Genomic DNA, 20,930 nt, shown 5'->3' on the forward strand with positions numbered 1-20,930 from the left:
CAGCGAGGAGGTGGCCACCTCGACCTCCCCGGTCGACAGCTCCGGGTTCTCGTTGCCCTCCGGACGGCGGCGCACCTCACCGGTCACGAGCACGCAGTACTCGTTGCGCAGGTGGTGGGCCTCCTCCTCCCGGACGACGACCTGGACGTAGCCCGACGCGTCACGCAGGTCGAGGAAGACGACGCCGCCGTGGTCGCGGCGGCGGGCGACCCAGCCGGCGAGGGTGACGGTGGTGCCGGCGTCGGACGCGCGCAGCGTTCCGGCGTCGTGGGTGCGAAGCAACTGAGTGCCCTTTCGGAGGGTGGGATCTACCAGCGGTCGTGCACGTGGGCGCGGATGCGCTCGTCGTACACCCGCTCGAGATCGCTGAGCTGGGAGTCGGTGAGGGGAGCCAGCGTCGCCGCCGCGACGTTGCCCCTGACCTGCGTCACGTTGCGGGCGCCCGGGATCACCGTGGTCACGCCGGGCTGGTCGATGACCCAACGCAGCGCGAACGCCGCGGTCGGCACGGCGTCCCCGGCGATCTCGGCCACCTCGCGGGCGGCGGCGACACCGACGTCGAACGGCACCCCCGAGAAGGTCTCGCCCACGTCGAAGGCCTCGCCGTGGCGGTTGTAGTTGCGGTGGTCGTCGGCGGGGAACGTCGTGTGCTCGTCGTACTTGCCGGACAGCAGGCCGCTGGCGAGCGGCACACGGGCCAGGATGCCTACCTGGGCCTGCTGCGCGGCCGGCAGCAGCTGCTCGAGCGGCTTGCGGCGGAACACGTTGAGGATGACCTGGATCGTCTGCACGTTCGGGTGCTCCAGGGCGGTCAGCCCCTCGGCCACGGTCTCGACGGACACGCCGTAGGCGGCGATCGCACCGGTGTCGACGAGGTCGTCGAGGGTGTCGTAGACCCGCTGGTCGGAGTAGACGGCCGACGGCGGGCAGTGCAGCTGCACGAGGTCGAGGGTGTCGACGCCGAGGTTCCGGCGGGACCGGTCGATCCAGGCGCGGAGGTTCTCCGGCGTGTACTGCTCGGCCTCGAAGGGATCGGCGCGCCGACCCGCCTTGGTCGCCACGAACGGCCGCTCCGACCGTGGTGCCAGCGCCTTGCGGATCCGCTCCTCCGAGCGGCCGTCCCCGTAGACGTCGGCGGTGTCGAGGATCGTCACCCCGGCGTCCAGGGCGGCGTCGAGGACCTCGGCGGCCGCGTCGTCGTCGACGTCCCCCCAGTCGCCGCCGAGCTGCCAGGTGCCCAGCCCGACGACCGACACGTCGGCCCCGGTCCGTCCGAGCGGTCGCTGCTCCATCGAAGAACTCACTCCCCCACACTTCCACGCACGGTCTCGAGCAGCTCAGCGACGGGAACCGGCCGCTGCTCGCCCGTGCGCATGTCCTTGAGCTGGCCGACGCCCTCGGCCAGATCGCGGTCGCCGATGACCACGACGTGCGAGGCGCCCGACCGGTCGGCCGCCTTCATCGCGCCCTTGAGCCCGCGGTCGCCGTAGACGGTGTCGGCGGCGATCCCCGCCTCGCGGAGCTGCCCGACCAGGCGCACCGCCAGGCGCTTCGCCTCGACTCCCAGCGGTACGACGAAGGCCTGCACACCGGCGGTCCCGCCGACGTCGAGCCCCTCGGCCTGCACCGCGAGCAGTGTGCGGTCGACGCCGACGGCGTACCCGATGCCCGACAGGTCCGGGCCGCCCAGGGCCGCGGAGAGGCCGTCGTACCGGCCGCCCCCGCCGATCGCCGACTGCGCCCCGAGCCCGGAGTGCACGAACTCGAAGGTCGTCTTCGTGTAGTAGTCCAGCCCGCGGACCAGCCGCGGGGCCTCGGTCCACGTCACCCCGAGATCGGTCAGGTGCTGGCGGACGGCGTCGTAGTGCGCCCTCGTCGAGTCGGAGAGGTGGTCGACCATCAGCGGCGCGTCGTCGAGCTGTGCCTGCACCTCGGGGCGCTTGTCGTCGAGCACCCGCAGCGGGTTGATCTCGGCGCGCCGCCGGGTCTCCTCGTCCAGGTCGAGCTTGGCGAGGTGATCGACGAGCAGCTCCCGGTACTGCGGCCGGCAGGTGGCGTCGCCGAGCGAGGTCAGCAGCAGCTCGAAGTCGGTGAGCCCGAGATCCCGGAAGCCCTGGACCCCGAGCGCGACCACCTCGGCGTCCAGCGCCGGGTCGTCGACGCCGAGCGCCTCCATGTCGACCTGGGTGAAGTGCCGGTAGCGCCCGGCCTGCGGCCGCTCGTACCGGAACGCCGAACCCACGGTCCAGAGCTTCACCGGCAGCGCGCCGTCGTGCAGCCGATGCTCGATGAACGCCCGCATGAGCCCGGCGGTGAGCTCGGGGCGGAGGGTCAGGGATCGGCCGCCGCGGTCGTCGAAGGTGTACATCTCCTTGGTGACCACGTCGGTGGACTCGCCCACGCCGCGGGCGAAGACCGCCGTCTCCTCGAAGACCGGCGTCTCGACGTAGCCGTACCCGGCCCGCCGCAGCGGCGCGGTCAGCGTGTCGCGGACGGCCAGGAAGCGGGCGGACTCCGGCGGGAGGGTGTCGAACGTGCCCTTCGGGGCGCGCAGCTCGGTCACAGTCCCCGCCCCGCCGGCGCCGGACCGGAACCCGCCGCCGCCTCGGCCAGGTAGGGGTTGGTCGCCCGCTCCCGCCCGATGGTCGTCGCCGGACCGTGCCCGGGCAGCACGACCGTCTCGTCGTCCAGGGGCAGGACGACGTCCCGCAGGGAGCGGAGCATCGCCTCCCACGAGCCTCCGGGCAGGTCCACCCGGCCGACCGAGCCGGCAAAGAGGACGTCGCCGGCGAGCAGGCCGGGCGCCTCACCCAGGTCCAGCGAGAACACGACCGACCCCTGGGTGTGCCCCGGCGCGTGCCGCACGGTGAGCTCGACCCCGGCGAGCGAGAGCACCGCGCCGTCGTCGAGGCTCCTGACCTCGCTCGGGTCGGGCAGCTGCACCCCCGTGATGAGCGGCGCCAGCTGCGGGCCGTGCCAGCGCGCCGGGTCCGACAGCATCCCGAGGTCGTCCGGGTGCAGGTAGGCGGGGATGTCGTAGCCGTCGCACACCGGCAGCACCGAGAACGTGTGGTCCAGATGGCCGTGGGTCAGCACGACGGCGACCGGCTTCAGGCCGTCCTCGGCGAGCATCCGCGCCAGCGGCTCGACGGCGTCCATGCCGGGGTCGACGACGACGCACTCCTGCCCGGGCCCGGAGGCGACGGCATAGCAGTTGGTGCCGAACGCGCCGGCGGGGAACGAGCGGATGAGCACCCGTGCAGGTTACGCGGGGGCTCGCGACGCACCGGTGCTGCCAGGGAGCGGCCAGCTCCGCCGCCTAGACTCGCGCTCGACTGCGGTTGCGGCCGGCCCTCAGGCCCCGCCCCGCCCCGACCTGCCCCGGCGAGTACCCGCCCCATCGAGGAGTTCGACCGTGCCCACGAACAAGCAGCGCCGGGAAGCCGCGCAGCGCCACCTGCAGCGCCAGCTCGAGCGCCGAGCCGAGCTCGCGCGCAAGCGCCGCCGCAACCTCGGCATCCTGCTCACGGCCATCGCGGTCGTCGTCGTGGTCGGCGCCTCGCTGCTGATCACCGGCGTCTTCGAGGACGACGACAGCGCGGCATCGGCCGACCCCGCACCGAGCAGCTCCGCAGCCGCGGCGACCACCAACGCCGACGGCACCGTGGCCTGCACCTACAGCCCCGACGAGTCGGGCAACCCCAGCCTCACCGATGTCGGGACGCCGCCGAGCCCCGAGGCGACCCCCGCCCAGGGCACGAGCACGCTGCTGATGAGCACCAACCAGGGCGACCTCACCCTCACCCTCGACCGGGCCCAGGCGCCGTGCGCGGCGGCCAGCTTCACCTACCTCGCCGAGCAGGGCTTCTTCGACGGCAGTTCGTGCCACCGCGAGGTCAACCAGCCGACGTTCGGCGTCCTCCAGTGCGGCGATCCCACGGGCACCGGCTCGGGCGGGCCCACCTACAAGTACGCGGAGGAGGTCACGCCGGAGACCACCTACCCGCGGGGCACCATCGCGATGGCCAACAGCGGCACCCCCGGGTCGACGGGCAGCCAGTTCTTCCTGACCTTCGTCGACACCCAGCTGTCCCCCGACTACACCGCCGTCGGCACGGTGGACGAGGCCGGTCTGGCCGTCCTGGACAAGATCGCGGCCGCCGGAAACGACGGCTCGTTCGAGCCGAGCCCGGGCGGCGGTGCGCCGAACGTCGACGTCACGATCAACTCGATGACCGTCGTGAGCTGAGACCCAGCTTTCTGTACCGAAAGCTGCGCCGACGCGCTTCGCTTTCGGTACAGAAAGCTGGGCTCAGGCGGTGACGCGCTCCACGTCGAAGACGCCTTCCACGTTGCGCACCGCCTGCAGCACCGCGCCGAGGTGCGCCGGGTCGGCGAGCTCGAAGGTGAACCGGCTGATCGCCACTCGGTCCCGGCTGGTCTGGACCGACGCGGACAGGATGTTCACCCGCTCGTCGGCGAGGGCCTTGGTGACGTCGGAGAGCAGCCGGTGCCGGTCGAGCGCCTCCACCTGGATCGCGACGAGGAAGACCGAACCCGGCTGCGACGCCCACTCCACCTCGACCAGCCGCTCGGGCTTGCGCTGCAGGTCCGCGGCGTTCGTGCAGTCGGTGCGATGCACGCTGACGCCGCCGCCGCGGGTGACGAAGCCGAGGATCTGGTCACCGGGCACCGGCGTGCAGCACTTGGCGAGCTTGGCCCAGACGTCGGTCATGCCGTGGACGACGACGCCGGAGTCGCCGCTGGCCGGGCGGCGGGGTGTCGCCCGGCGGGTGGGGATCGCGGTCTCGGCGATGTCCTCGACCGCGCCCTCGCTGCCACCCAGCGCGGTCATCAGCTTCTCGACGACGGAGGTCGCGGAGATGTGGTTCTCCCCCACCGCGGCGTACAGGGCGGTGACGTCGGCGTAGCGCAGGTCCTTGGCCAGGGTGCTCAGGGCCTCGCCCCCGAGCAGCCGCTGCAGCGGGAGCCCGGCCTTGCGCATGGCGCGGGTCAGGGCCTCCTTGCCGGCCTCGACGGCGTCCTCGCGGCGCTCCTTGGTGAACCACTGCCGGATCTTGGTCCGGGCGCGGGACGAGCCGACGAAGGACAGCCAGTCCTGCGACGGTCCGGCGGTGGGTGACCGGGACGTGAAGACCTCGACGACGTCGCCGTTGGAGAGCTTGCTGTCCAGGGAGACCAGCGATCCGTTGACCCGGGCGCCGATCGTGCGGTGCCCGACCTCGGTGTGCACCGCGTAGGCGAAGTCCACCGGCGTGGACTCGCCGGGCAGGCTGATGACGTCGCCCTTGGGCGTGAAGACGAAGACCTCCTGCGGCCCCAGGTCGTACCGGAGCGTCTCGAGGAACTCGCCCGGCTCCTGCGCCTCGCGCTGCCAGTCCAGCAGCTGCCGCAGCCACAGCATGTCGTCGGGCGACCCAGCCTTGACCGGGGTGGTCCCTCCCGAGCGCGCCTTCTCCTTGTACTTCCAGTGCGCGGCGATGCCGTACTCCGCGGTCCGGTGCATGTCGTGCGTCCGGATCTGCAGCTCGACCGGCTTGCCCTGGGGACCGATCACCGTCGTGTGCAGCGACTGGTACATGTTGAACTTCGGCATCGCGATGAAGTCCTTGAACCGGCCCGGGACCGGCTGCCAGTGCGCGTGCATGATGCCCAGCGCCGCGTAGCAGTCGCGTACCGAGTCGACCAGGATGCGGATGCCGACGAGGTCCCAGATGTCGGTGAAGTCGCGGCCGCGGACGATCATCTTCTGGTAGATCGAGTAGTAGTGCTTGGGCCTGCCCGACACGACCGCTTCGATCTTGGCCGCCTTGAGCTGCTCGCTGACCTGCGAGGTCACCTCGGCGAGGTAGGTGTCGCGGGACGGTGCGCGCTCGGCCACCAGCCGCACGATCTCGTCGTACCGCTTCGGGTAGAGGGTCGCGAAGGCCAGGTCCTCGAGCTCCCACTTGATGGTGTTCATACCCAGCCGGTGGGCCAGCGGGGCGAGGATCTCCAGCGTCTCGCGCGCCTTCTTCTCCTGCTTCTCGGGCGGGAGGAAGCGCAGGGTGCGCATGTTGTGCAGGCGGTCGGCCAGCTTGATGACCAGGACGCGCGGGTCGCGGGCCATCGCCACGATCATCTTGCGGATCGTCTCGGCCTGCGCCGCGTCCCCCAGCTTGACCTTGTCGATCTTGGTGACGCCGTCGACGAGGTGGGTGACCTCCGAGCCGAACTCGCGCGTGATCGTCTCGAGCGTGACGCCGGTGTCCTCGACGGTGTCGTGCAGCAGGGCCGCGACCAGGGTCGTGGTGTCCATGCCGAGGCCGGCGAGGATGGTCGCGACGGCCAGCGGGTGGGTGATGTAGGGATCGCCGCTCTTGCGCTTCTGACTGCTGTGCGCGCCCTCGGCGACGTCGTAGGCCCGCTGCAGCAGCACCAGGTCGGCCTTCGGATGGCTCTGCCGGTGCAGCGCCGCCAGCGGCTCGAGCACGGGCCGGATGACGGGCGCGCGCGGACTGGCGATCATGCGGCGGGCCAGCCGGTCGCGGACGCGCCGCCGCGGTACCTCGGCCTCCCCCGGCTCCGAGCCGACGTCGTCGGGACGGCGCACGGCCGGCCGGTCCGGCAGTGGCGGACGGCGTACCTCGTCCTGCGCCGCGCCCGGCTGGGCCGGCGCCTCAGCCTGCGGCTCGCCCGGCCGCGCGGGAGCCGCGTTGGCGGCTACGTCGGAGGCCACGGCGACTCCTGCTGGGCTGCGGAGATCTGAATTCCCCCATGCTAGCGGGGCGGTCACCGGCCGGGCTCGCGCCGGCGAGGGTCTCCCTCGGTCAGGTGGTCCAGAGGGCGTGCACGGTGTGCGGCGCGATGCGCTCCCGCCCGCCCAGTGCGGCGAGCTCCACCACCACGGAGACGGCGGCGACCGCGCCGCCGAGGCGTTCCACGAGCGAGACGGCGGCGGCCAGCGTGCCACCGGTGGCGAGCACGTCGTCGACCACGAGCACCCGGTCACCGGGACGCACGGAGTCCGCGTGGAGCTCGAGGCTCGCCGTCCCGTACTCGAGGGCGTAGTCGACGGAGATCCGCTCCCGCGGGAGCTTCCCGGCCTTGCGCACGGGCACGACGCCGACACCGCTGTCGAGGGCCACTGCCGCCGCGAGCAGGAAGCCGCGCGCCTCGACCCCGACGACGACGTCGAAGCCCGGATCGCCGTCGTGGCCGCCGCCTTCGGCGACCGCGGCCGCGCGCGGGTCCGACGCGGCCGGCGCCGCCAGCCCGTGAACCATGCGGCGGAACGCCGTCGCGTCGGCGAACACGGGGGTGAGGTCGCGGAAGAGGACGCCCGGCTCCGGGTGATCCGGGACGTCGACGGTCAACGCGGCGATCAGCTCGTCCAGCGGCGCCTCGCCGTCCTCCGGCGCACCGGTGGGGGTGGCAGTCACCGGCGCTTCTTGCCCGCCGGGCGGCCCTTGCCGCCGGGTCGCTGCGGTCGCGCCCCGGGGCGGGGCGCGGCCGTGGCACCCGGGCCCGGCTCCGGCCGGACCGATGCCGGCGACTCGACGACGACGTCGGCGTCGACCTGGTCGGGCAGGTCGCGCTCGGCGAGCGCCACTCCCCCGCCCGTGGCGGCCCCGGGGGTCCGGGCGCGGCGGGCGCTGGCCACCGGGCCGGTCGCGACGCGGGCGCCGGCCTGGCGCGCGGCGGAGGACCGCCGGGCCAGCACCCGGCGGCGCAGCGCCTGCACCTCGGGTTCGCGCTCCTTGAGGTCGGCGACGATGGGGGTGGCGAGGACGATCGACGAGTAGGTACCGGCGGCCAGACCCACGAACAGCACCAGCGCGAGGTCCTTGAGCGTGCCCACGCCCAGCAGGCCGGCACCGACGAACAGCAGGCCGGCAACCGGCAGCAGCGCGATCACCGACGTGTTGATCGACCGCATGAGTGTCTGGTTGACCGCCAGGTTGGCCGCCTCGCCCCACGTCATGCGGGCGGTGCGCTCCAGGTCCTTGACGTTCTCGTCGACCTTGTCGAAGACCACGACGGTGTCGTACAGCGAGAAGCCCAGGATGGTGAGGAAGCCGATGACCGTCGAGGGCGTCACCTCGAACCCGATGAGGGAGTAGATGCCGGCCGTCACGACGATGTCGTGGATCAGCGCGGCCATGGCGCCGACCGCCATCTTGGGCTGGAACCGCAGCGCCAGGAAGGCGACGACGGCCACCAGGAAGACGGCCAGGGCGATCAGTGCCTGGTCGGTGATGTCGGCGCCCCACTCGGCGCTGACCGACTCCGGGCTCACGTCGTCCGGCTGGATACCCGCGGCCTCGGCGACGGCGACCACCACGGCCCGCTCGGCGTCGTTGTCGAGCGCCTCGGTGCGCAGCAGGATCGTGTTGCCGCCCACGATCTGGGCGGTGGCGACCTGGGCGCCGGTGTCCTCCGCGGCCTCGCGCACCTCGCTCAGCTGCTCAGTGGTGCCGGGCAGCCGGAAGCTGTTGCCGCCGGCGAAGTCGATGCCGAAGTTGAAGCCCCGGAACACCATTGTGGCGATGCACAGCAGGACGAGCACCGCGGTGATCTTGTAGATCAGGCGGCTCCGGCCCACGACGTCGAGGCCGGCCTCGCCGTTGTACAGCCGCGCGCCCAGCCCGGCGAGGCGCCGGCCGCGCGGAGAGGTCGTGCTCTCGGCGCGGCCCTCGCGGGGCAGCCCGGCGTTCCGCAGCGCCTCCTCGTCGGCCGAGGCCGCGGCGTCGGCCAGCACCGCGTCGGCGTCCTGCTCCTCGTCGGCGTCGCTCCCCTGGGGGATGTCGTCGCCGAGCAGCTGGCCGTCGAGGACGTCCTCGGGCTCGCGGCGGTCGTCGCGGGTCATCGGGAGCTCCTGTCCTGCGCGCCGCTGCCGGACGCGGTGCCTGCGGCGGCCAGCTCACGCGCCGGCCGCACCGCGGCCGGGTCACCGCGGGTGTGTCCGACGCGGCCCAGGCCGGAGAACCGGCTGCTGCCGAACGACTTGAACCGCGCCAGCACGGCCATGAGCGGGTGGGTGAAGAGGAAGACGACGACCAGGTCGAGCACCGTCGACATACCGAGGGTGAACGCGAAGCCCTTGACGTCGCCGATCGCCAGCACGTACAGGATCGCCGCGGCGAGGAAGCTGACCGCGTCGGCCGAGAGGATCGTCCGCCGCGCGCGCACCCAGGCGCGGGGAACCGCCGAGCGCAGGGTCCGGCCCTCGCGGATCTCGTCCTTGAGCCGCTCGAAGTAGACGACGAACGAGTCGGCCGTGATGCCGATCGAGACGATGAAGCCGGCGATTCCCGCGAGGCTCAGGGTGAAGCCGATCTGCCGACCGAGCAGCACGAGGCAGGCGTACACGACGACCGCCGACAGCGCGAGGCTGGCGATCATCACCAGGCCGAGCAGGCGGTAGTAGAGCAGCGCGTACACGAAGACCAGCGCGATGCCGATGGCACCGGCGATGAGGCCGGCCTGTAGCTGCTCGGCCCCGAGCTCGGTGGAGATCGACTGGGCGGTCGCCTGCGTGAAGCTCAGCGGCAGGGCACCGTACTTCAGCTGGTTGGCCAGCTCCGTGGCCGACTCCTGGTCGAAGCTGCCGGTGATCTCGGTCGTGCCGCCGGGGATGGCGTTGTTGATCGTCGGCGCCGAGATGACCCGCCCGTCGAGGGTGATGGCGACCTGGTTGCCGACGTTGGCCGCGGTGTAACCGGCCCAGGCCGCGCTGCCGTCGGCGTTGAAGTCGAGGGTCACGATCCACTCGCCCGTGCCGGCGCGCGTGCCCGCGGTCGCGTCGGTCACCTGCGTGCCCTCCACCACCGCGGGGCCCAGGACGTACTTGATCGCGCCGTCCTCGCCGCAGGTGGCGATGTGGTCGTCGGGGCGGTCGGCAGTCGGCGCGTCGTCCTCGCCGCAGGTCAGCGTGGCGAAGGCGGCCGCCGCCTCCTCCTGCGTGACCGGCGGCGCGTTCGGGTCCACCGGGGCGCTCCCGGAACCGGTCTCGCCGGCCCCCGTCGGCGCCGCCGCCTCCGTCGGGGTCGCTGCGTCGGTCGGGGTCGGGGTGGTCTGGTCGAACGGAACCGACCCGTCGTTGGTCGAGGGCGCACCGCTCGTGGGCGCGGCGGTGTCCGTCGGCGTGGCGCTGTCCGTCGGAGTGGCGCTCTCGCCGGCGGGAGCCCCGACGGGCTCGGCCTGCACCACCGGGCGGAAGCGCAGCAGCGCCGTCTCGCCCAGCTGCCTCGCCTGCTCGCCGTCGTCCCCGGGCACGGAGATGACGATGTTGGAGTCGCCCTCGGTGACCACCGAGGCCTCGGCGACGCCGAGGCCGTTGACCCGCTGCTCGATGATCTGGCGAGCCAGCTCGAGGTCCTCCTGCGCCGGGGCCTGGCCGTCAGGGGTGCGGGCGGTCAGCGTGACCGTCGTGCCGCCGCGCAGGTCGAGCCCGAGCTGCGGTGTCCGGACGGAGCCGGTGAAGAAGACGAGGCCGTACAGGACGGCCACGACGAGCACGAACGCGGCGAAGTACCGGCCCGCGCGCAGGGAGGGGGTGGCCACAGGAGGTCGCCGGCCTCAGACGGTGCCGTCGGCCGGGCGCCCGGCCGTGCCCGACTGGCCGGTGTCCGTGCCCTCGTCGGTCGGCGCGCTGCCGGGCGCCTCGATCGGCTTGCGGATCTCGAGGATCGCCTGCCGGGCGAACGTGACGACGACGCCGGGGGCGATCTCCAGGTCGAGGGTCGTGTCGGCGAGTGCCGCGACCGTGCCGTGCAGCCCGCTGGTGGTCATCACCGGCGTGCCGATGGTCAGCGAGTTCTGCATCTCCTGCTGCTGGGCCTGGATGCGCTTGCGCTGCCGGGCGGGCAGCACGAACAGCAGCACCGCCAGCGCGATCAGGATCAGGAAGGGAAGGTTCTCCACGACAGGTGTGCCTCTCTACCGCGGGCACTGCCCGCGGTGGGTGCGGACCCCGTCCGGGGTCCGCTCGGGTGCGTTGCTCGGTGTCTCGTGCGCTCGGTGCCTGGCGCGCGGCGCGCGACCCACCGGACGGGACGCGCACGGCCGCGGCCTGACGAGTTGCGCGCCAGCGGCTCGGAGTCTATGCGCCGAACAGGGGCTCTGACGACGGACCCGGGGCACCCGGTGCGCCGCTCCCCCCACCGAACACACCACTCACACCGCTGCTCTGCTGTCCCCCACCCCACCCGCCGAGCACCGCCCCGCCCTTCGGCAGCGGATGACCCAGGTGCCGCCAGGCGGCCTCGGTCGCCACCCGGCCCCGCGGCGTCCTGGCCAGCAGACCGGCCCGCACGAGGAACGGCTCGCAGACCTCCTCCACGGTGTTCGGCTCCTCGCCGACGGCCACGGCGAGGGTGGCGACGCCGACCGGACCGCCGTGGAAGCGCACGACCAGGGCCTCCAGGACGGCGCGGTCGAGCCGGTCGAGGCCGAGCACGTCGACGTCGTAGAGGGCGAGCGCGGCCTGCGCGACCTCACGGGTGACCCGCCCGTCGGCCTCGACCTCGGCGTAGTCCCGGACGCGGCGCAGCAGCCGATTGGCGATGCGCGGGGTGCCGCGCGACCGGCCGGCGATCTCGGCCGAGCCGTCGTCGGTCAGCTCGACGCCGAGCAGCTCCGCGCTGCGGCGCAGCACCTGCATCAGCTCGGCGGGTTCGTAGAACTCCATCTGGCCGACGAACCCGAAGCGGTCGCGCAGCGGGCCGGTCAGGAGGCCCGCGCGGGTCGTGGCCCCGACCAGGGTGAACGGGTTGATCTCCAGCGGGATCGCCGTCGCGCCCGGGCCCTTGCCGACCACGACGTCGACCCGGAAGTCCTCCATCGCCATGTACAGCAGCTCTTCGGCCGGCCGCGCGATCCGGTGGATCTCGTCGATGAACAGCACGTCGCCGGGCCCGAGGTTCGACAGCATCGCGGCGAGGTCACCGGACCGCTCGATGGCCGGGCCGCTGGTGATCTTCACCGACGTCCCGAGCTCGGACCCGATGATGAGCGCCAGGCTGGTCTTGCCCAGGCCGGGCGGACCGGACAGCAGCACGTGGTCCGGCGGCCGGCCGCGGCGCTTGGCGCCTTCCAGGACCAGCGCCAGCTGGCGGGCGACCTTCGGCTGGCCGATGAAGTCGTGCAGCGAGTGCGGGCGCAGGGCCGACTCGACGACCCGCTCCTCGTCACCGGCCCCCGAGGAGACCGAGAAGTCGCGGCTGTGGCCGTCGGCCACGTCGCCGGTCAGGGACCGGTCGAACGGCGCGCTCACGACCTACCCAGCTGCTGCAGGGCCTGGCGCAGCAGGACGGCGACCTCGACCTTGCCGGTCGCCGCGAGCTGCTCGTCGGCGACGGGCACGAGCTTGTCGAGGGCGCCGTCGGCCTCGCGGGCGCTCCACCCCAGGCCGACCAGCGCCGACACCAGCTGGTCCCGCCACGGCGCGACCGGCGCCACCGACGGCAGGCCGGCGAGCGACGGCCCGTCGAGCGACGTGTCGACCGACGTCGCTCCGAGGCGGTCGCGCAGCTCGAGCACCAGCCGCTCGGCGCCCTTCTTGCCGATGCCGGGCACCTGCATCAGCGCCTTGAGGTCGCCCATCGACACCGCGCGCCGGATCTCCCGCGGCGGATGGATGGCGAGGATCGCCTGCGCCAGCCTCGGGCCGACCCCGTTGGCGGTCTGCAGCAGCTCGAACAGCTGCCGCTCGTCGTCGTCGGCGAAGCCGTACAGGGTGAGCGAGTCCTCGCGGACCACCAGGCTGGTCGCCAGCCGGGCGCTCTCGCCCACCTGCAGGCGGGCGATCGTGCCGGGGGTGCACTGGACGGCGAGGCCGATGCCGCCCACCTCGACCACGGCGCCGTCGGGGCCGACCGCGGCGACCCGGCCGTTCACCGAGGCGATCATCGGGCCGCCACCCCGGTCCAGCGGGGCAGCGTGGTGGTGCGCACGGGGGCACCGAGACCGCCGGCGAGCGCTGCCCGGCGCAGCTTGTCCTGGGCGGGGCCGCGCCAGGCGTGGCACACCGCGAGCGCGAGGGCGTCGGCCGCGTCGGCCGGCTTGGGTGCGGCCGCGAGGCCGAGGACGCGCGTGACCATGAGGCTGACCTGCTCCTTGTCGGCGCGGCCGTTGCCGGAGATGGCCGCCTTGACCTCGCTGGGGGTGTGCCAGGCGACGGGCCGGTCCGCCTGGGCGGCGGCGAGCGCCGCGACGCCGGCGGCCTGCGCCGTGCCCATCGCCGTCCCCTTGTTGTTCTGGGTGAAGACGCGTTCGATCGCGACGACGTCGGGCCGGTGCTCGCGGACCAGCGCCGTGAGCGCGGTGTGCAGCTCGAGCAGCCGTAGCTCCAGGTCGAGCTCGGCCATCGTGCGGATCACGCCGACGCCGACCGCCGCCGGCCGGGCACCGGGACGCCCGTCGACCACGCCCCACCCGCACCGGGTGAGGCCCGGGTCGATGCCGAGCACCCGCATGTGTCGCCCCCAGTCAGCCGAACGCCTGTTCGACCGAGGCTAGCCCGGACCGCCGACCGGACGGCCCCGACACACCGTTCAGCCGACCTTCTCGAGGACCTCGTCGGAGACGTCGTAGTTGGCGTAGACGTTCTGCACGTCGTCGCAGTCCTCGAGGGCGTCGATCAGCCGGAAGACCTTGCCGGCGTTCTCCTCGTCCAGCTCGACCGAGACGCTGGGCACGAAGCCGGCGTCGGCCGAGTCGTACTCGATGCCGGCGTCCTGCAGTGCGGTGCGCACGGCGACCAGGTCACCCGGCTCGCAGACCACCTCGAAGGTGTCGCCGAGGTCGCGCACCTCCTCGGCGCCGGCGTCGAGCACCGCCATGAGCACCGAGTCCTCGTCGACGCCGTCGGCCCGGGGCACGACGATGACACCCTTGCGGGAGAACAGGTAGGAGACCGACCCCGGGTCGGCCATCGATCCGCCGTTGCGGGTCATGGCCGTGCGGACCTCCATGGCCGACCGGTTCTTGTTGTCGGTCAGGCACTCGATGAGGACGGCGACCCCGCCGGGCGCGTAGCCCTCGTAGGTGATGCCCTGGTAGTCGACGCCACCGGCCTCCGCGCCCGACCCCCGCTTGACCGCGCGGTCGATGTTGTCGTTGGGAACCGAGCTCTTCTTCGCCTTCTGGATGGCGTCGTACAGCGTCGGGTTGCCCGCGGGGTCACCGCCGCCGGTGCGGGCGGCGACCTCGATGTTCTTGATCAGCTTGGCGAAGAGCTTGCCTCGCTTGGCGTCGATCCCGGCCTTCTTGTGCTTGGTCGTCGCCCACTTGGAATGGCCGCTCACGGCTCGAGTCCCTTCTCTGCTTGCTCGGCCCGGTGACGGCGGACGATGTCGACGAACAGCGCGTGCACCCGGCGGTCCCCGGTCAGTTCGGGGTGGAAGCTCGTGGCCACCAGATTCCCCTGGCGGACGGCGACGATCCTACCGTCGGCCGCTCCCCCGACGACCCGCCCGAGGACGACGACGTCCCCGCCGGCCTCCTCGACCCACGGCGCGCGGATGAAGACCGCGTGCACCGGGCCGCCCTCGAGCCCCTCGAACGCGAGGTCGGACTCGAAGCTGTCGACCTGCCGGCCGAAGGCGTTGCGGCGGACGGTGACGTCGAGACCGCCGATGGTCTGCTGGTCGGGCGGCGCGTCGAGGAGGCGGTCGGCGAGCAGGATCATCCCCGCACAGGAGCCGTAGGCCGGCAGCCCCTCGTGGACGGCGGCGCGCAACGGCTCCAGCAGCCCGAACCGGTCGGCCAGCTTGACCATGGTCGTCGACTCCCCGCCCGGGATCACCAGCCCGTCGACGGCGGCGAGCTCCTCCGGCCGGCGCACCGTCACGGCCTCGGCGCCCTGCCCGCGCAGCGCCGAGAGGTGCTCGCGGACGTCGCCCTGCAGGGCGAGCACCCCGATCACCGGACGGCGCACATCGCTGGACACGACTGCCCAGGCTACGGCGGCGTCCGCGGCCGGCCGCAGGAGCCCGGCCTGTGGCAGCGTGCCCGCATGGATCGGGCCGGGGTGATGCGGTGGGTCGCCGAGTACGAGCGCGTGTGGCGGGCCGGCGACCTCGCCGGGGTCACCCGGCTGTTCACCGAGGACGCGCGGTACCTCACCTCGCCCTACTCCGAGCCCAGGACGGGTCATGCCGAGATCCAGGACTTCTGGCTGGACGACGCGGGGCTGACCTTCGAGGTCGGTGCGGAACCGGTCGCCGTCGAGGGCCGCGACGCGGTCGTCCGGCTCGAGGTCCGCTACGGCGACCCGCAGCCGCAGGAGTACCGCGACCTGTGGGTCCTGCGGTTCGCATCTGACGGACGGGTCGAGCACTTCGAGGAGTGGGCCTACTGGCCGGGAAAGTCGCACACCGCCGGGACCGACGACACGGGAGGCACTGGCGTCACTCCGTGAGGACCAGCCGGGTCCGCCCGTCGATCGACTCGCGGACGGCGTCCGAGTGGTCCGCGCCGGTGGCGACGTCGTCGGACCCCAGTGGTCGTCCGGTCCCTCAGACCGCGGGGGCGGACGGCGGCAACCCCGCCGCCCGGCACGATGTCCACGTGAGCAGCCACTCGAGCGGCCCGCGGCCGATCACCCGGCGCCACAGCCACGCACCGACCAGCGCCGCGACCGCGAACCACGCCCAGGTCCCCAGCCCCTGCGCGGACTCGGGTGCGACGTCCATGACGACGCGCAGGGCGACCACGTGCGTCGTGTAGACGCTGAGCGCCAGCGCGCCGACCGCGGCGACGGGAGCTACCACGGCCGGCAGCAGCTCGGCGAGGACGAGGCAGCCCACGATCACCAGCACGGCCACGCCGGTGGACCCGACCATCTCGAACGTCGTCCCGCTGTGCGGCTCGGCGCCGGTCAGCCACGTCCCCCGCAACGTCACCGGCGGGGCATCGAAGCCGGCCTCCGGACCGGGCGAGAGCCGGCCGTCGGCCAGCAGACGGGTGGTCAGCCACCCGAGCCCGTAGCCCACGACAACGGCCGCCCCGGCCACCGCGACCAGGCGGCGGCGGACCGGGGCAGCACCGAGGTCGAGCCGGCCGACGGCGAGGCCGACCAGGACGAAGGCGATCCAGAGCAGCGCCGGGTAGGCGCCGGTGACGGTCAGCTCGGCCGGCCGGGAGTCGGCGACGCCGGCCACGGTGAGCAGCTGGCCGAGGACGGCGTCCAGCGGCGGGCCGGCGACCGCGACCACTGCGGCGAGGACGAGCAGCCGGCGCACCGGCCAGCGCACGAAGGGCAGTACCAGGACGAACAGCACCGCGTAGACGCCGAGGATCACCGCCACGAAGGTGTCGAGCGCCTCCAGCGCCCAGCCGATGGCGAAGACCCACAGCGCGCGGACGAGGATCCGCAGCCGGGCCCTGGACAGCTCCAACCCTGCCGGCGGCGTCGTCCGGCCCGTGAGCAACGCGACCGACACCCCGGCGAGCGTGGCGAACAGGATCGACGGGCGCCCGCTGGTGAGCGCCCACCAGGTCGACGGGTCCGGGCGCAGCTCGCCGCCCAGCCGCAGGTGCGCGGCGAACATGCCCAGGACGGCGAGGCCACGGGCGACGTCGAGCCCCGCGATCCGCCCGGTGAGCGTGCCGGAGCCGGCCTGCTCCCGCGTCACCAGCCGCGAGTCGCGTACCGCTCGCTGTCGGGGAGCGTGGAGACGTTGATGCCGACCATCGGCTCGCCCAGGCCCCGGGAGACCTTGGCGATCACGTCCGGGTCGTCGTGGAAGGTCGTCGCCTGGACGATGGCCGCCGCGCGCTGCGCCGGGTCGCCGGACTTGAAGATGCCGGAGCCCACGAACACGCCCTCGGCACCGAGCTGCATCATCATCGCCGCGTCGGCCGGGGTGGCGATGCCACCGGCGGTGAAGAGCACGACCGGGAGCTTGCCCAGCCGGGCGACCTCTGCAACCAGGTCGTACGGCGCCCGCAGCTCCTTGGCCGCCACGAACAGCTCGGTCTCGTCGAGGGTGCCGAGCCGCTTGATGCCGGCGCGGATCGATCGCATGTGCCGGGTCGCCTCGACCACGTTGCCGGTGCCCGCCTCGCCCTTGGAGCGGATCATCGCCGCGCCCTCGGAGATGCGGCGCAGCGCCTCGCCCAGGTCGGTCGCGCCGCAGACGAACGGCACGGTGAACTCGCTCTTGGCGATGTGGTGGACCTCGTCGGCCGGGGTGAGGACCTCCGACTCGTCGATGTAGTCCACGCCGAGGGCCTGCAGCACCTGGGCCTCGACGAAGTGCCCGATCCGCGCCTTGGCCATGACCGGGATCGAGACGGCGCCGATGATGCCGTCGATCATGTCGGGGTCACTCATGCGCGCGATGCCGCCCTGCGCCCGGATGTCGGCCGGCACCCGCTCGAGCGCCATCACGGCGACGGCGCCGGCGTCCTCGGCGATCTTGGCCTGCTCCGGGGTGACCACGTCCATGATCACGCCGCCCTTGAGCTGCTCGGCCATGCCGCGCTTGACGCGGTCGGTGCCGGTGGAGGGGTTCTGCGCTGCCACGGGTTGCTGCCTCACGTCGTGCGGATGACCGGAAACCCCATCCTACGGCGGCTCAGCGACGGTTCCGGCCGCCGCTTCCGGCACCGGTGGGGGCCGGAGCGGGGCGGTCGTCGATGTCGAAGAACCGCGGCAGCGGCCGCCGGGCGTGCAGGCGGAACAACCGAGCGAAGCGGCGACGTCGCAGCTCACGGATGTCGCGGACGGCGTCGTTGTAGAAGCGGCGGGCCAGCCCGACCCGGGTGCCCGTGCCGGCCAGGTCGTTCTGCAGGGCCGTCGGGACGCCGGGCAGGTCGGGCGGGAGCTCCCGGAGTTCGCGCCCGAGCACGTTCTCGGCGAGCTCCCGGTCGCCGTCGACGGGTGCGCGGGCGTCGGCCGCGAAGGCAGCGAGGTAGATCGCCCGGTCCCCGCCGATCGCGGCCGGGTGGTCGCGGGCCAGTTCCTCGGCCAGCCCCGCCCGCCGCTGTAGCTGGGTGTCGAGCGCGATCCAGGCGCGGGCGACGCGCTCCTCCAGCCGGCGCAGGCGGGTGAGCGTCCAGGCGGTCCACGCCACCAGCAGGAGGACCAGGACCCCGGCGAGCAGCAGCCAGAACCCGGACGTCACGAGGCGGAAGGCTAGCGCTGGCTCCGGCGTCGGAGGGGAACCCGCGCCCCGCCGGTGGGCGGGACGGCGGGGAACTCCTCGTCGTCCGCGGCCGTCACGGCGCCGCCGCCCACCGGTACGACCGTCTCGTAGACGGCGAGGATCCGGCGGGCGAGCACCTGCCAGTCGTAGGTGGCGGCGACCTCGGACCCCCGCGCCGACATCGCGGCACGCCGCGCGGGATCGGAGAGCAGATCGCCGATGGCGGCGGCGAGCGCCCCGGCGTTCCCGCGGGGCACGAGCACGCCGACCTCGCCGTCCTCCAGCACCCGGGCGAAGGACTCCAGGTCGCTGGCGACGATCGGCGCGCCTGCGGCCAGCGCCTCGATGAGGATCACGCCGAACGACTCCCCCAGCAGGTTCGGGGCGCAGTACACGTCGACCGAGCGCAGGAACGCCGCCTTGTCGGTCTCGGACAGCTCGCCGAGCAGTGCCACGTGGGGGCCGAGGTCGTCGCCGATGAGCTCGCGCACCTCGTCGGCGTCCCCTCGCCCACCGATGAGCAGCCGCGCCCCCGGATGCCGCCGCACCACCGTCCGCATCGCCTCGAGCAGCACGGGCAGCCCCTTGCGGGGCTCGGCGTACCGGCCCAGGAAACCGATCGTCGGCCCGCCCTGGCCGCGCCTGACGCCGGGCAGCGTAGGTCCGGACGCGAACGCGTCCACGTGGACCCCGTTGGGGATGATCACCGCGTCGCCGCCCAGGTGCTCGACCTGGACGCGGCGGGCGAAGTCGGAGACCGCGATCCGGCCGCTGATCCGCTCCAGCCACGGCCGGACGACCGGGCCCCACGCGGCCAGCCACTTCGACCGCGTCGTGGCCGCGTGGAACGTGGCGACGATCGGTCCCTTGGCGATCATGCAGACCAGCAGGCCGACCGACGGCGGTGCCGGCTCGTGCACGTGGACGACGTCGAAGCGCCCGTCGCGCAGCCAGCGACGCACGCGTGCGGCCGAGACGGGCCCGAACTGCACGCTGGCCATCGAGCCGTTGTACGGGATCGGCACCGTCCGCCCGGCGAAGGTGATCCACGGGTCGGTCAGCGACTCCTCCCGTTCGGCCGGCGTGAGCACCTCGACGTGGTGACCCATGCCGCGCAGGGTCTCGGCCAGGTCGCGCACGTGGTACTGCACCCCGCCGGGCACGTCCCACTGGTAGGGGCAGACCAGACCGATCCGCATCAGGGGCGGCCGGGGGCGACGGAGAGCCAGCCGGTGGGTCCGGGGGGACGTCGGGCCAGATCCGGCCGAGCATGTGCCAGTCCTCGGGGCGTTCGGCGATCGCGGTGGCGAACGCGTCCGCGACGGCCTGCATCGCCGTCCCGACCCGGTCCTTCAGCCGCCCGGAGCCCTCGACGGGCACCTCGGGTGAGAACACCAGCCGCCAACCGCGCTCGGTGAACTGGCAGACGGTCGGGACGATCGCCGCACCCGTCTGGGCTGCCAGGAGCGCCGCACCGCCGGGCATCGTCGCCTCCCGGCCGAAGAACGACACCGGCACCCCGCCGCTGCCCAGGTTGCGGTCGACCAGCAGGCAGGTGACCCCGCCCTCGGCCAGCCACTCGCGCAGCACGTCGGAGCTGGGGCGAGGGCCGCCGGTCAGCGGGACCACCCGGAAGCCGAGCGACTCCCGGTAGGCCACGAAGCGCTCGTAGAGCGACTCCGGCTTCAGCCGCTCGGCCACCGTCATGAAGGGCCCGTCGAGCCAGTCGATGAACCACACCCCGGCGGCGTCCCAGTTCCCGCTGTGCGGCAGCGCCATGACCAGCGGCCGGCCGCCGGCGCGGGCCTTTTCGACATGTTCCAGGCCCACCAGTTCGGTGCCGCTGACGATCCGCTCGGTGCCCAGCGCCGGCAGCCGGAACGCCTCCTGCCAGTAACGGGCGTAGGAGCGCAGCGCCAGGCCGGTGAGCTGCGACAGCTGCGCCTCGCTGAGCCGGCCGCCGGTGACGACGCGCAGGTTGGCCCGCAGCTGACGGGTGCCCCTGCCGTCCCGCCCGGCGGCCCAGCGACCGGCCCGGTCGAACGCACCGCGGGCCACCGGCTCGGGCAGCAGCCGGACAGCGTGCCACCCGGCGGCGAAGCCGGCGTCGGTCAACCGGGCGGTGAGGGCGCCGCTCACGGCGCCGGCGGGGTCGGCGGCACGGGCAGCCTGCGATCGGCGGCGGCGTGCCGGACGGCGGCGAACCGCTGCCCGACGGTGATCGCGCTGCCGGCCAGCAGGATCCAGAGCATCACGTGGAGGGCGTAGGGCACCCCCAGACCGGCGAAGCCCGTGCCGACGAGCACCAGGATCAACCGCTCGGTCCGCTCGACGATGCCGACCTCGCAGGACAGGCCGACGCCCTCCGCCCGCGCCTTGATGTAGCTGGTCAGCACCCCGAGGACCAGGCAGATCAGCGCCAGCAGCACCAGGAGCCGGTTGTCGCCCGCGCCGGAGAACCACCACACCAGGGCGCCGAAGATCGCCGCGTCCGCCGCCCGGTCGCCGACCGAGTCGAGGACGGCGCCGAACACCGATCCTCCGCCCCGGGCCCGCGCGAGCGCGCCGTCGAGCATGTCGAGCAGGACGAAGAGGGTGACCGCAACCGCGCCCCACCACAGGTGTCCGTTGGCGATGAGGCCGACGGCCGCGGCGACGGCGCCGACCGTGCCGGCGATCGTCACCATGTCGGCCGTGACGCCCGCCCGGGACAGTCGGGCGACGACCGGCGCCCAGAAGCGCGCGACGGCCGGACGCACGTTGCTGCCGAGCACG

Annotated in this window: 20 protein-coding genes and 2 pseudogenes; 2 read left to right on the forward strand and 20 right to left on the reverse strand. The window is 73.5% G+C overall.

Translation table 11 applies throughout. The annotated features are described in order from the left end of the window. Positions 1-54: 54 nt before the first annotated feature. From MVA48_RS05360 to MVA48_RS05375, 4 genes and pseudogenes are all read right to left on the reverse strand, one after another. Positions 55-282: pseudogene (locus MVA48_RS05360) on the reverse strand (OB-fold nucleic acid binding domain-containing protein); the annotation flags it as partial. Between the two features lie 26 nt (positions 283-308). After that, on the reverse strand, positions 309-1,292 hold the full coding sequence (locus MVA48_RS05365) for an aldo/keto reductase (protein WP_246986590.1): 984 nt from the start codon (positions 1,290-1,292) through the stop codon (positions 309-311). Between the two features lie 8 nt (positions 1,293-1,300). Beyond that, positions 1,301-2,563, reverse strand: coding sequence for a histidine--tRNA ligase (gene hisS, locus MVA48_RS05370; RefSeq protein ID WP_246986592.1), 1,263 nt, complete (start codon positions 2,561-2,563; stop codon positions 1,301-1,303). Then, positions 2,560-3,255: an MBL fold metallo-hydrolase gene (locus MVA48_RS05375; RefSeq protein ID WP_246986594.1), complete on the reverse strand. Its 696-nt coding sequence runs from the start codon at positions 3,253-3,255 to the stop codon at positions 2,560-2,562. Before MVA48_RS05375 ends, hisS begins: the two co-directional genes overlap by 4 nt. 160 nt (positions 3,256-3,415) lie before the next feature. Here MVA48_RS05375 and MVA48_RS05380 point away from each other — a divergent pair, with 160 nt between their 5' ends. Continuing rightward, on the forward strand, positions 3,416-4,249 hold the full coding sequence (locus tag MVA48_RS05380) for a peptidylprolyl isomerase (protein WP_246986596.1): 834 nt from the start codon (positions 3,416-3,418) through the stop codon (positions 4,247-4,249). 63 nt (positions 4,250-4,312) lie between these two features. Here MVA48_RS05380 and MVA48_RS05385 read toward each other — a convergent pair whose 3' ends face one another. The 10 genes from MVA48_RS05385 to pdxT all read right to left on the reverse strand — a co-directional run bounded on the left by MVA48_RS05385 (position 4,313) and on the right by pdxT (position 14,953). Then, on the reverse strand, positions 4,313-6,739 hold the full coding sequence (locus tag MVA48_RS05385; protein ID WP_246986598.1) for a RelA/SpoT family protein: 2,427 nt from the start codon (positions 6,737-6,739) through the stop codon (positions 4,313-4,315). 91 nt (positions 6,740-6,830) lie between these two features. After that, complete coding sequence (locus MVA48_RS05390) at positions 6,831-7,442, reverse strand: adenine phosphoribosyltransferase (RefSeq protein WP_246986600.1); 612 nt, start codon at positions 7,440-7,442, stop codon at positions 6,831-6,833. Continuing rightward, entirely contained in the window at positions 7,439-8,869 is a 1,431-nt protein-coding gene (secF, locus tag MVA48_RS05395) for a protein translocase subunit SecF (RefSeq protein WP_246986602.1), read from the reverse strand. Before secF ends, MVA48_RS05390 begins: the two co-directional genes overlap by 4 nt. Beyond that, positions 8,866-10,566 (reverse strand): protein translocase subunit SecD, encoded by a 1,701-nt coding sequence (secD, locus tag MVA48_RS05400; RefSeq protein ID WP_246986604.1) that lies wholly within the window; start codon positions 10,564-10,566, stop codon positions 8,866-8,868. Before secD ends, secF begins: the two co-directional genes overlap by 4 nt. Positions 10,567-10,581: 15 nt before the next feature. Next, positions 10,582-10,926: a preprotein translocase subunit YajC gene (yajC, locus tag MVA48_RS05405; RefSeq protein WP_246986606.1), complete on the reverse strand. Its 345-nt coding sequence runs from the start codon at positions 10,924-10,926 to the stop codon at positions 10,582-10,584. A gap of 178 nt (positions 10,927-11,104) precedes the next feature. Continuing rightward, complete coding sequence (gene ruvB / locus MVA48_RS05410; RefSeq protein WP_305852291.1) at positions 11,105-12,277, reverse strand: Holliday junction branch migration DNA helicase RuvB; 1,173 nt, start codon at positions 12,275-12,277, stop codon at positions 11,105-11,107. After that, complete coding sequence (gene ruvA / locus MVA48_RS05415) at positions 12,274-12,912, reverse strand: Holliday junction branch migration protein RuvA (RefSeq protein ID WP_246986608.1); 639 nt, start codon at positions 12,910-12,912, stop codon at positions 12,274-12,276. The genes ruvB and ruvA overlap by 4 nt, the downstream gene beginning before the upstream one ends. After that, positions 12,909-13,478 carry a crossover junction endodeoxyribonuclease RuvC gene (gene ruvC, locus MVA48_RS05420; protein WP_246986610.1) on the reverse strand — a complete coding sequence of 190 codons (570 nt, stop codon included), beginning with the start codon at positions 13,476-13,478 and terminating at the stop codon, positions 12,909-12,911. The genes ruvA and ruvC overlap by 4 nt, the downstream gene beginning before the upstream one ends. Before the next feature lie 78 nt (positions 13,479-13,556). Further along, positions 13,557-14,309, reverse strand: a complete 753-nt coding sequence (locus tag MVA48_RS05425) for a YebC/PmpR family DNA-binding transcriptional regulator (RefSeq protein WP_246986612.1) — start codon at positions 14,307-14,309, stop codon at positions 13,557-13,559. After that, complete coding sequence (gene pdxT / locus MVA48_RS05430; protein ID WP_246986614.1) at positions 14,306-14,953, reverse strand: pyridoxal 5'-phosphate synthase glutaminase subunit PdxT; 648 nt, start codon at positions 14,951-14,953, stop codon at positions 14,306-14,308. Before pdxT ends, MVA48_RS05425 begins: the two co-directional genes overlap by 4 nt. A 66-nt stretch (positions 14,954-15,019) precedes the next feature. Between pdxT and MVA48_RS05435 the strand changes: the two genes are divergently transcribed. Further along, positions 15,020-15,424, forward strand: a complete 405-nt coding sequence (locus tag MVA48_RS05435; protein ID WP_246986616.1) for a YybH family protein — start codon at positions 15,020-15,022, stop codon at positions 15,422-15,424. Between the two features lie 97 nt (positions 15,425-15,521). Here MVA48_RS05435 and MVA48_RS05440 read toward each other — a convergent pair whose 3' ends face one another. The 6 genes and pseudogenes from MVA48_RS05440 to pgsA form a co-directional block, all read right to left on the reverse strand. Next, complete coding sequence (locus tag MVA48_RS05440; protein ID WP_246986618.1) at positions 15,522-16,640, reverse strand: heparan-alpha-glucosaminide N-acetyltransferase domain-containing protein; 1,119 nt, start codon at positions 16,638-16,640, stop codon at positions 15,522-15,524. Further along, a complete protein-coding gene (pdxS, locus tag MVA48_RS05445) occupies positions 16,637-17,533 on the reverse strand; it encodes a pyridoxal 5'-phosphate synthase lyase subunit PdxS (protein ID WP_256461127.1) in 897 nt (298 codons plus the stop codon). The genes MVA48_RS05440 and pdxS overlap by 4 nt, the downstream gene beginning before the upstream one ends. A gap of 52 nt (positions 17,534-17,585) precedes the next feature. Further along, positions 17,586-18,134 (reverse strand): hypothetical protein, encoded by a 549-nt coding sequence (locus tag MVA48_RS05450; RefSeq protein ID WP_246989098.1) that lies wholly within the window; start codon positions 18,132-18,134, stop codon positions 17,586-17,588. 11 nt (positions 18,135-18,145) lie between these two features. Next, on the reverse strand, positions 18,146-19,354 hold the full coding sequence (locus tag MVA48_RS05455; RefSeq protein WP_246986620.1) for a glycosyltransferase family 4 protein: 1,209 nt from the start codon (positions 19,352-19,354) through the stop codon (positions 18,146-18,148). Positions 19,355-19,463: 109 nt separating this feature from the next. Then, positions 19,464-20,294 (reverse strand): annotated as a pseudogene (locus MVA48_RS05460) (phosphatidylinositol mannoside acyltransferase); the annotation flags it as partial. Further along, entirely contained in the window at positions 20,291-20,929 is a 639-nt protein-coding gene (gene pgsA / locus MVA48_RS05465) for a phosphatidylinositol phosphate synthase (protein WP_246986621.1), read from the reverse strand. The pseudogene MVA48_RS05460 and the gene pgsA, both read right to left, overlap by 4 nt. Position 20,930: the final 1 nt, after the last annotated feature.

It is taken from the genome of Blastococcus sp. PRF04-17, assembly GCF_023016265.1.
Lineage (GTDB): Bacteria > Actinomycetota > Actinomycetes > Mycobacteriales > Geodermatophilaceae > Blastococcus_B.

Coding starts and splice junctions, on each gene's coding strand:
- MVA48_RS05365 (WP_246986590.1), bottom strand. CDS start 1,292: ATGGAGCAGCGACCGCTCGGACGGACCGGGGCCGACGTGTCGGTCGTC.
- secF (WP_246986602.1), bottom strand. CDS start 8,869: ATGACCCGCGACGACCGCCGCGAGCCCGAGGACGTCCTCGACGGCCAG.
- ruvA (WP_246986608.1), bottom strand. CDS start 12,912: ATGATCGCCTCGGTGAACGGCCGGGTCGCCGCGGTCGGCCCCGACGGC.
- ruvC (WP_246986610.1), bottom strand. CDS start 13,478: ATGCGGGTGCTCGGCATCGACCCGGGCCTCACCCGGTGCGGGTGGGGC.
- MVA48_RS05435 (WP_246986616.1), top strand. CDS start 15,020: ATGGATCGGGCCGGGGTGATGCGGTGGGTCGCCGAGTACGAGCGCGTG.
- MVA48_RS05455 (WP_246986620.1), bottom strand. CDS start 19,354: ATGCGGATCGGTCTGGTCTGCCCCTACCAGTGGGACGTGCCCGGCGGG.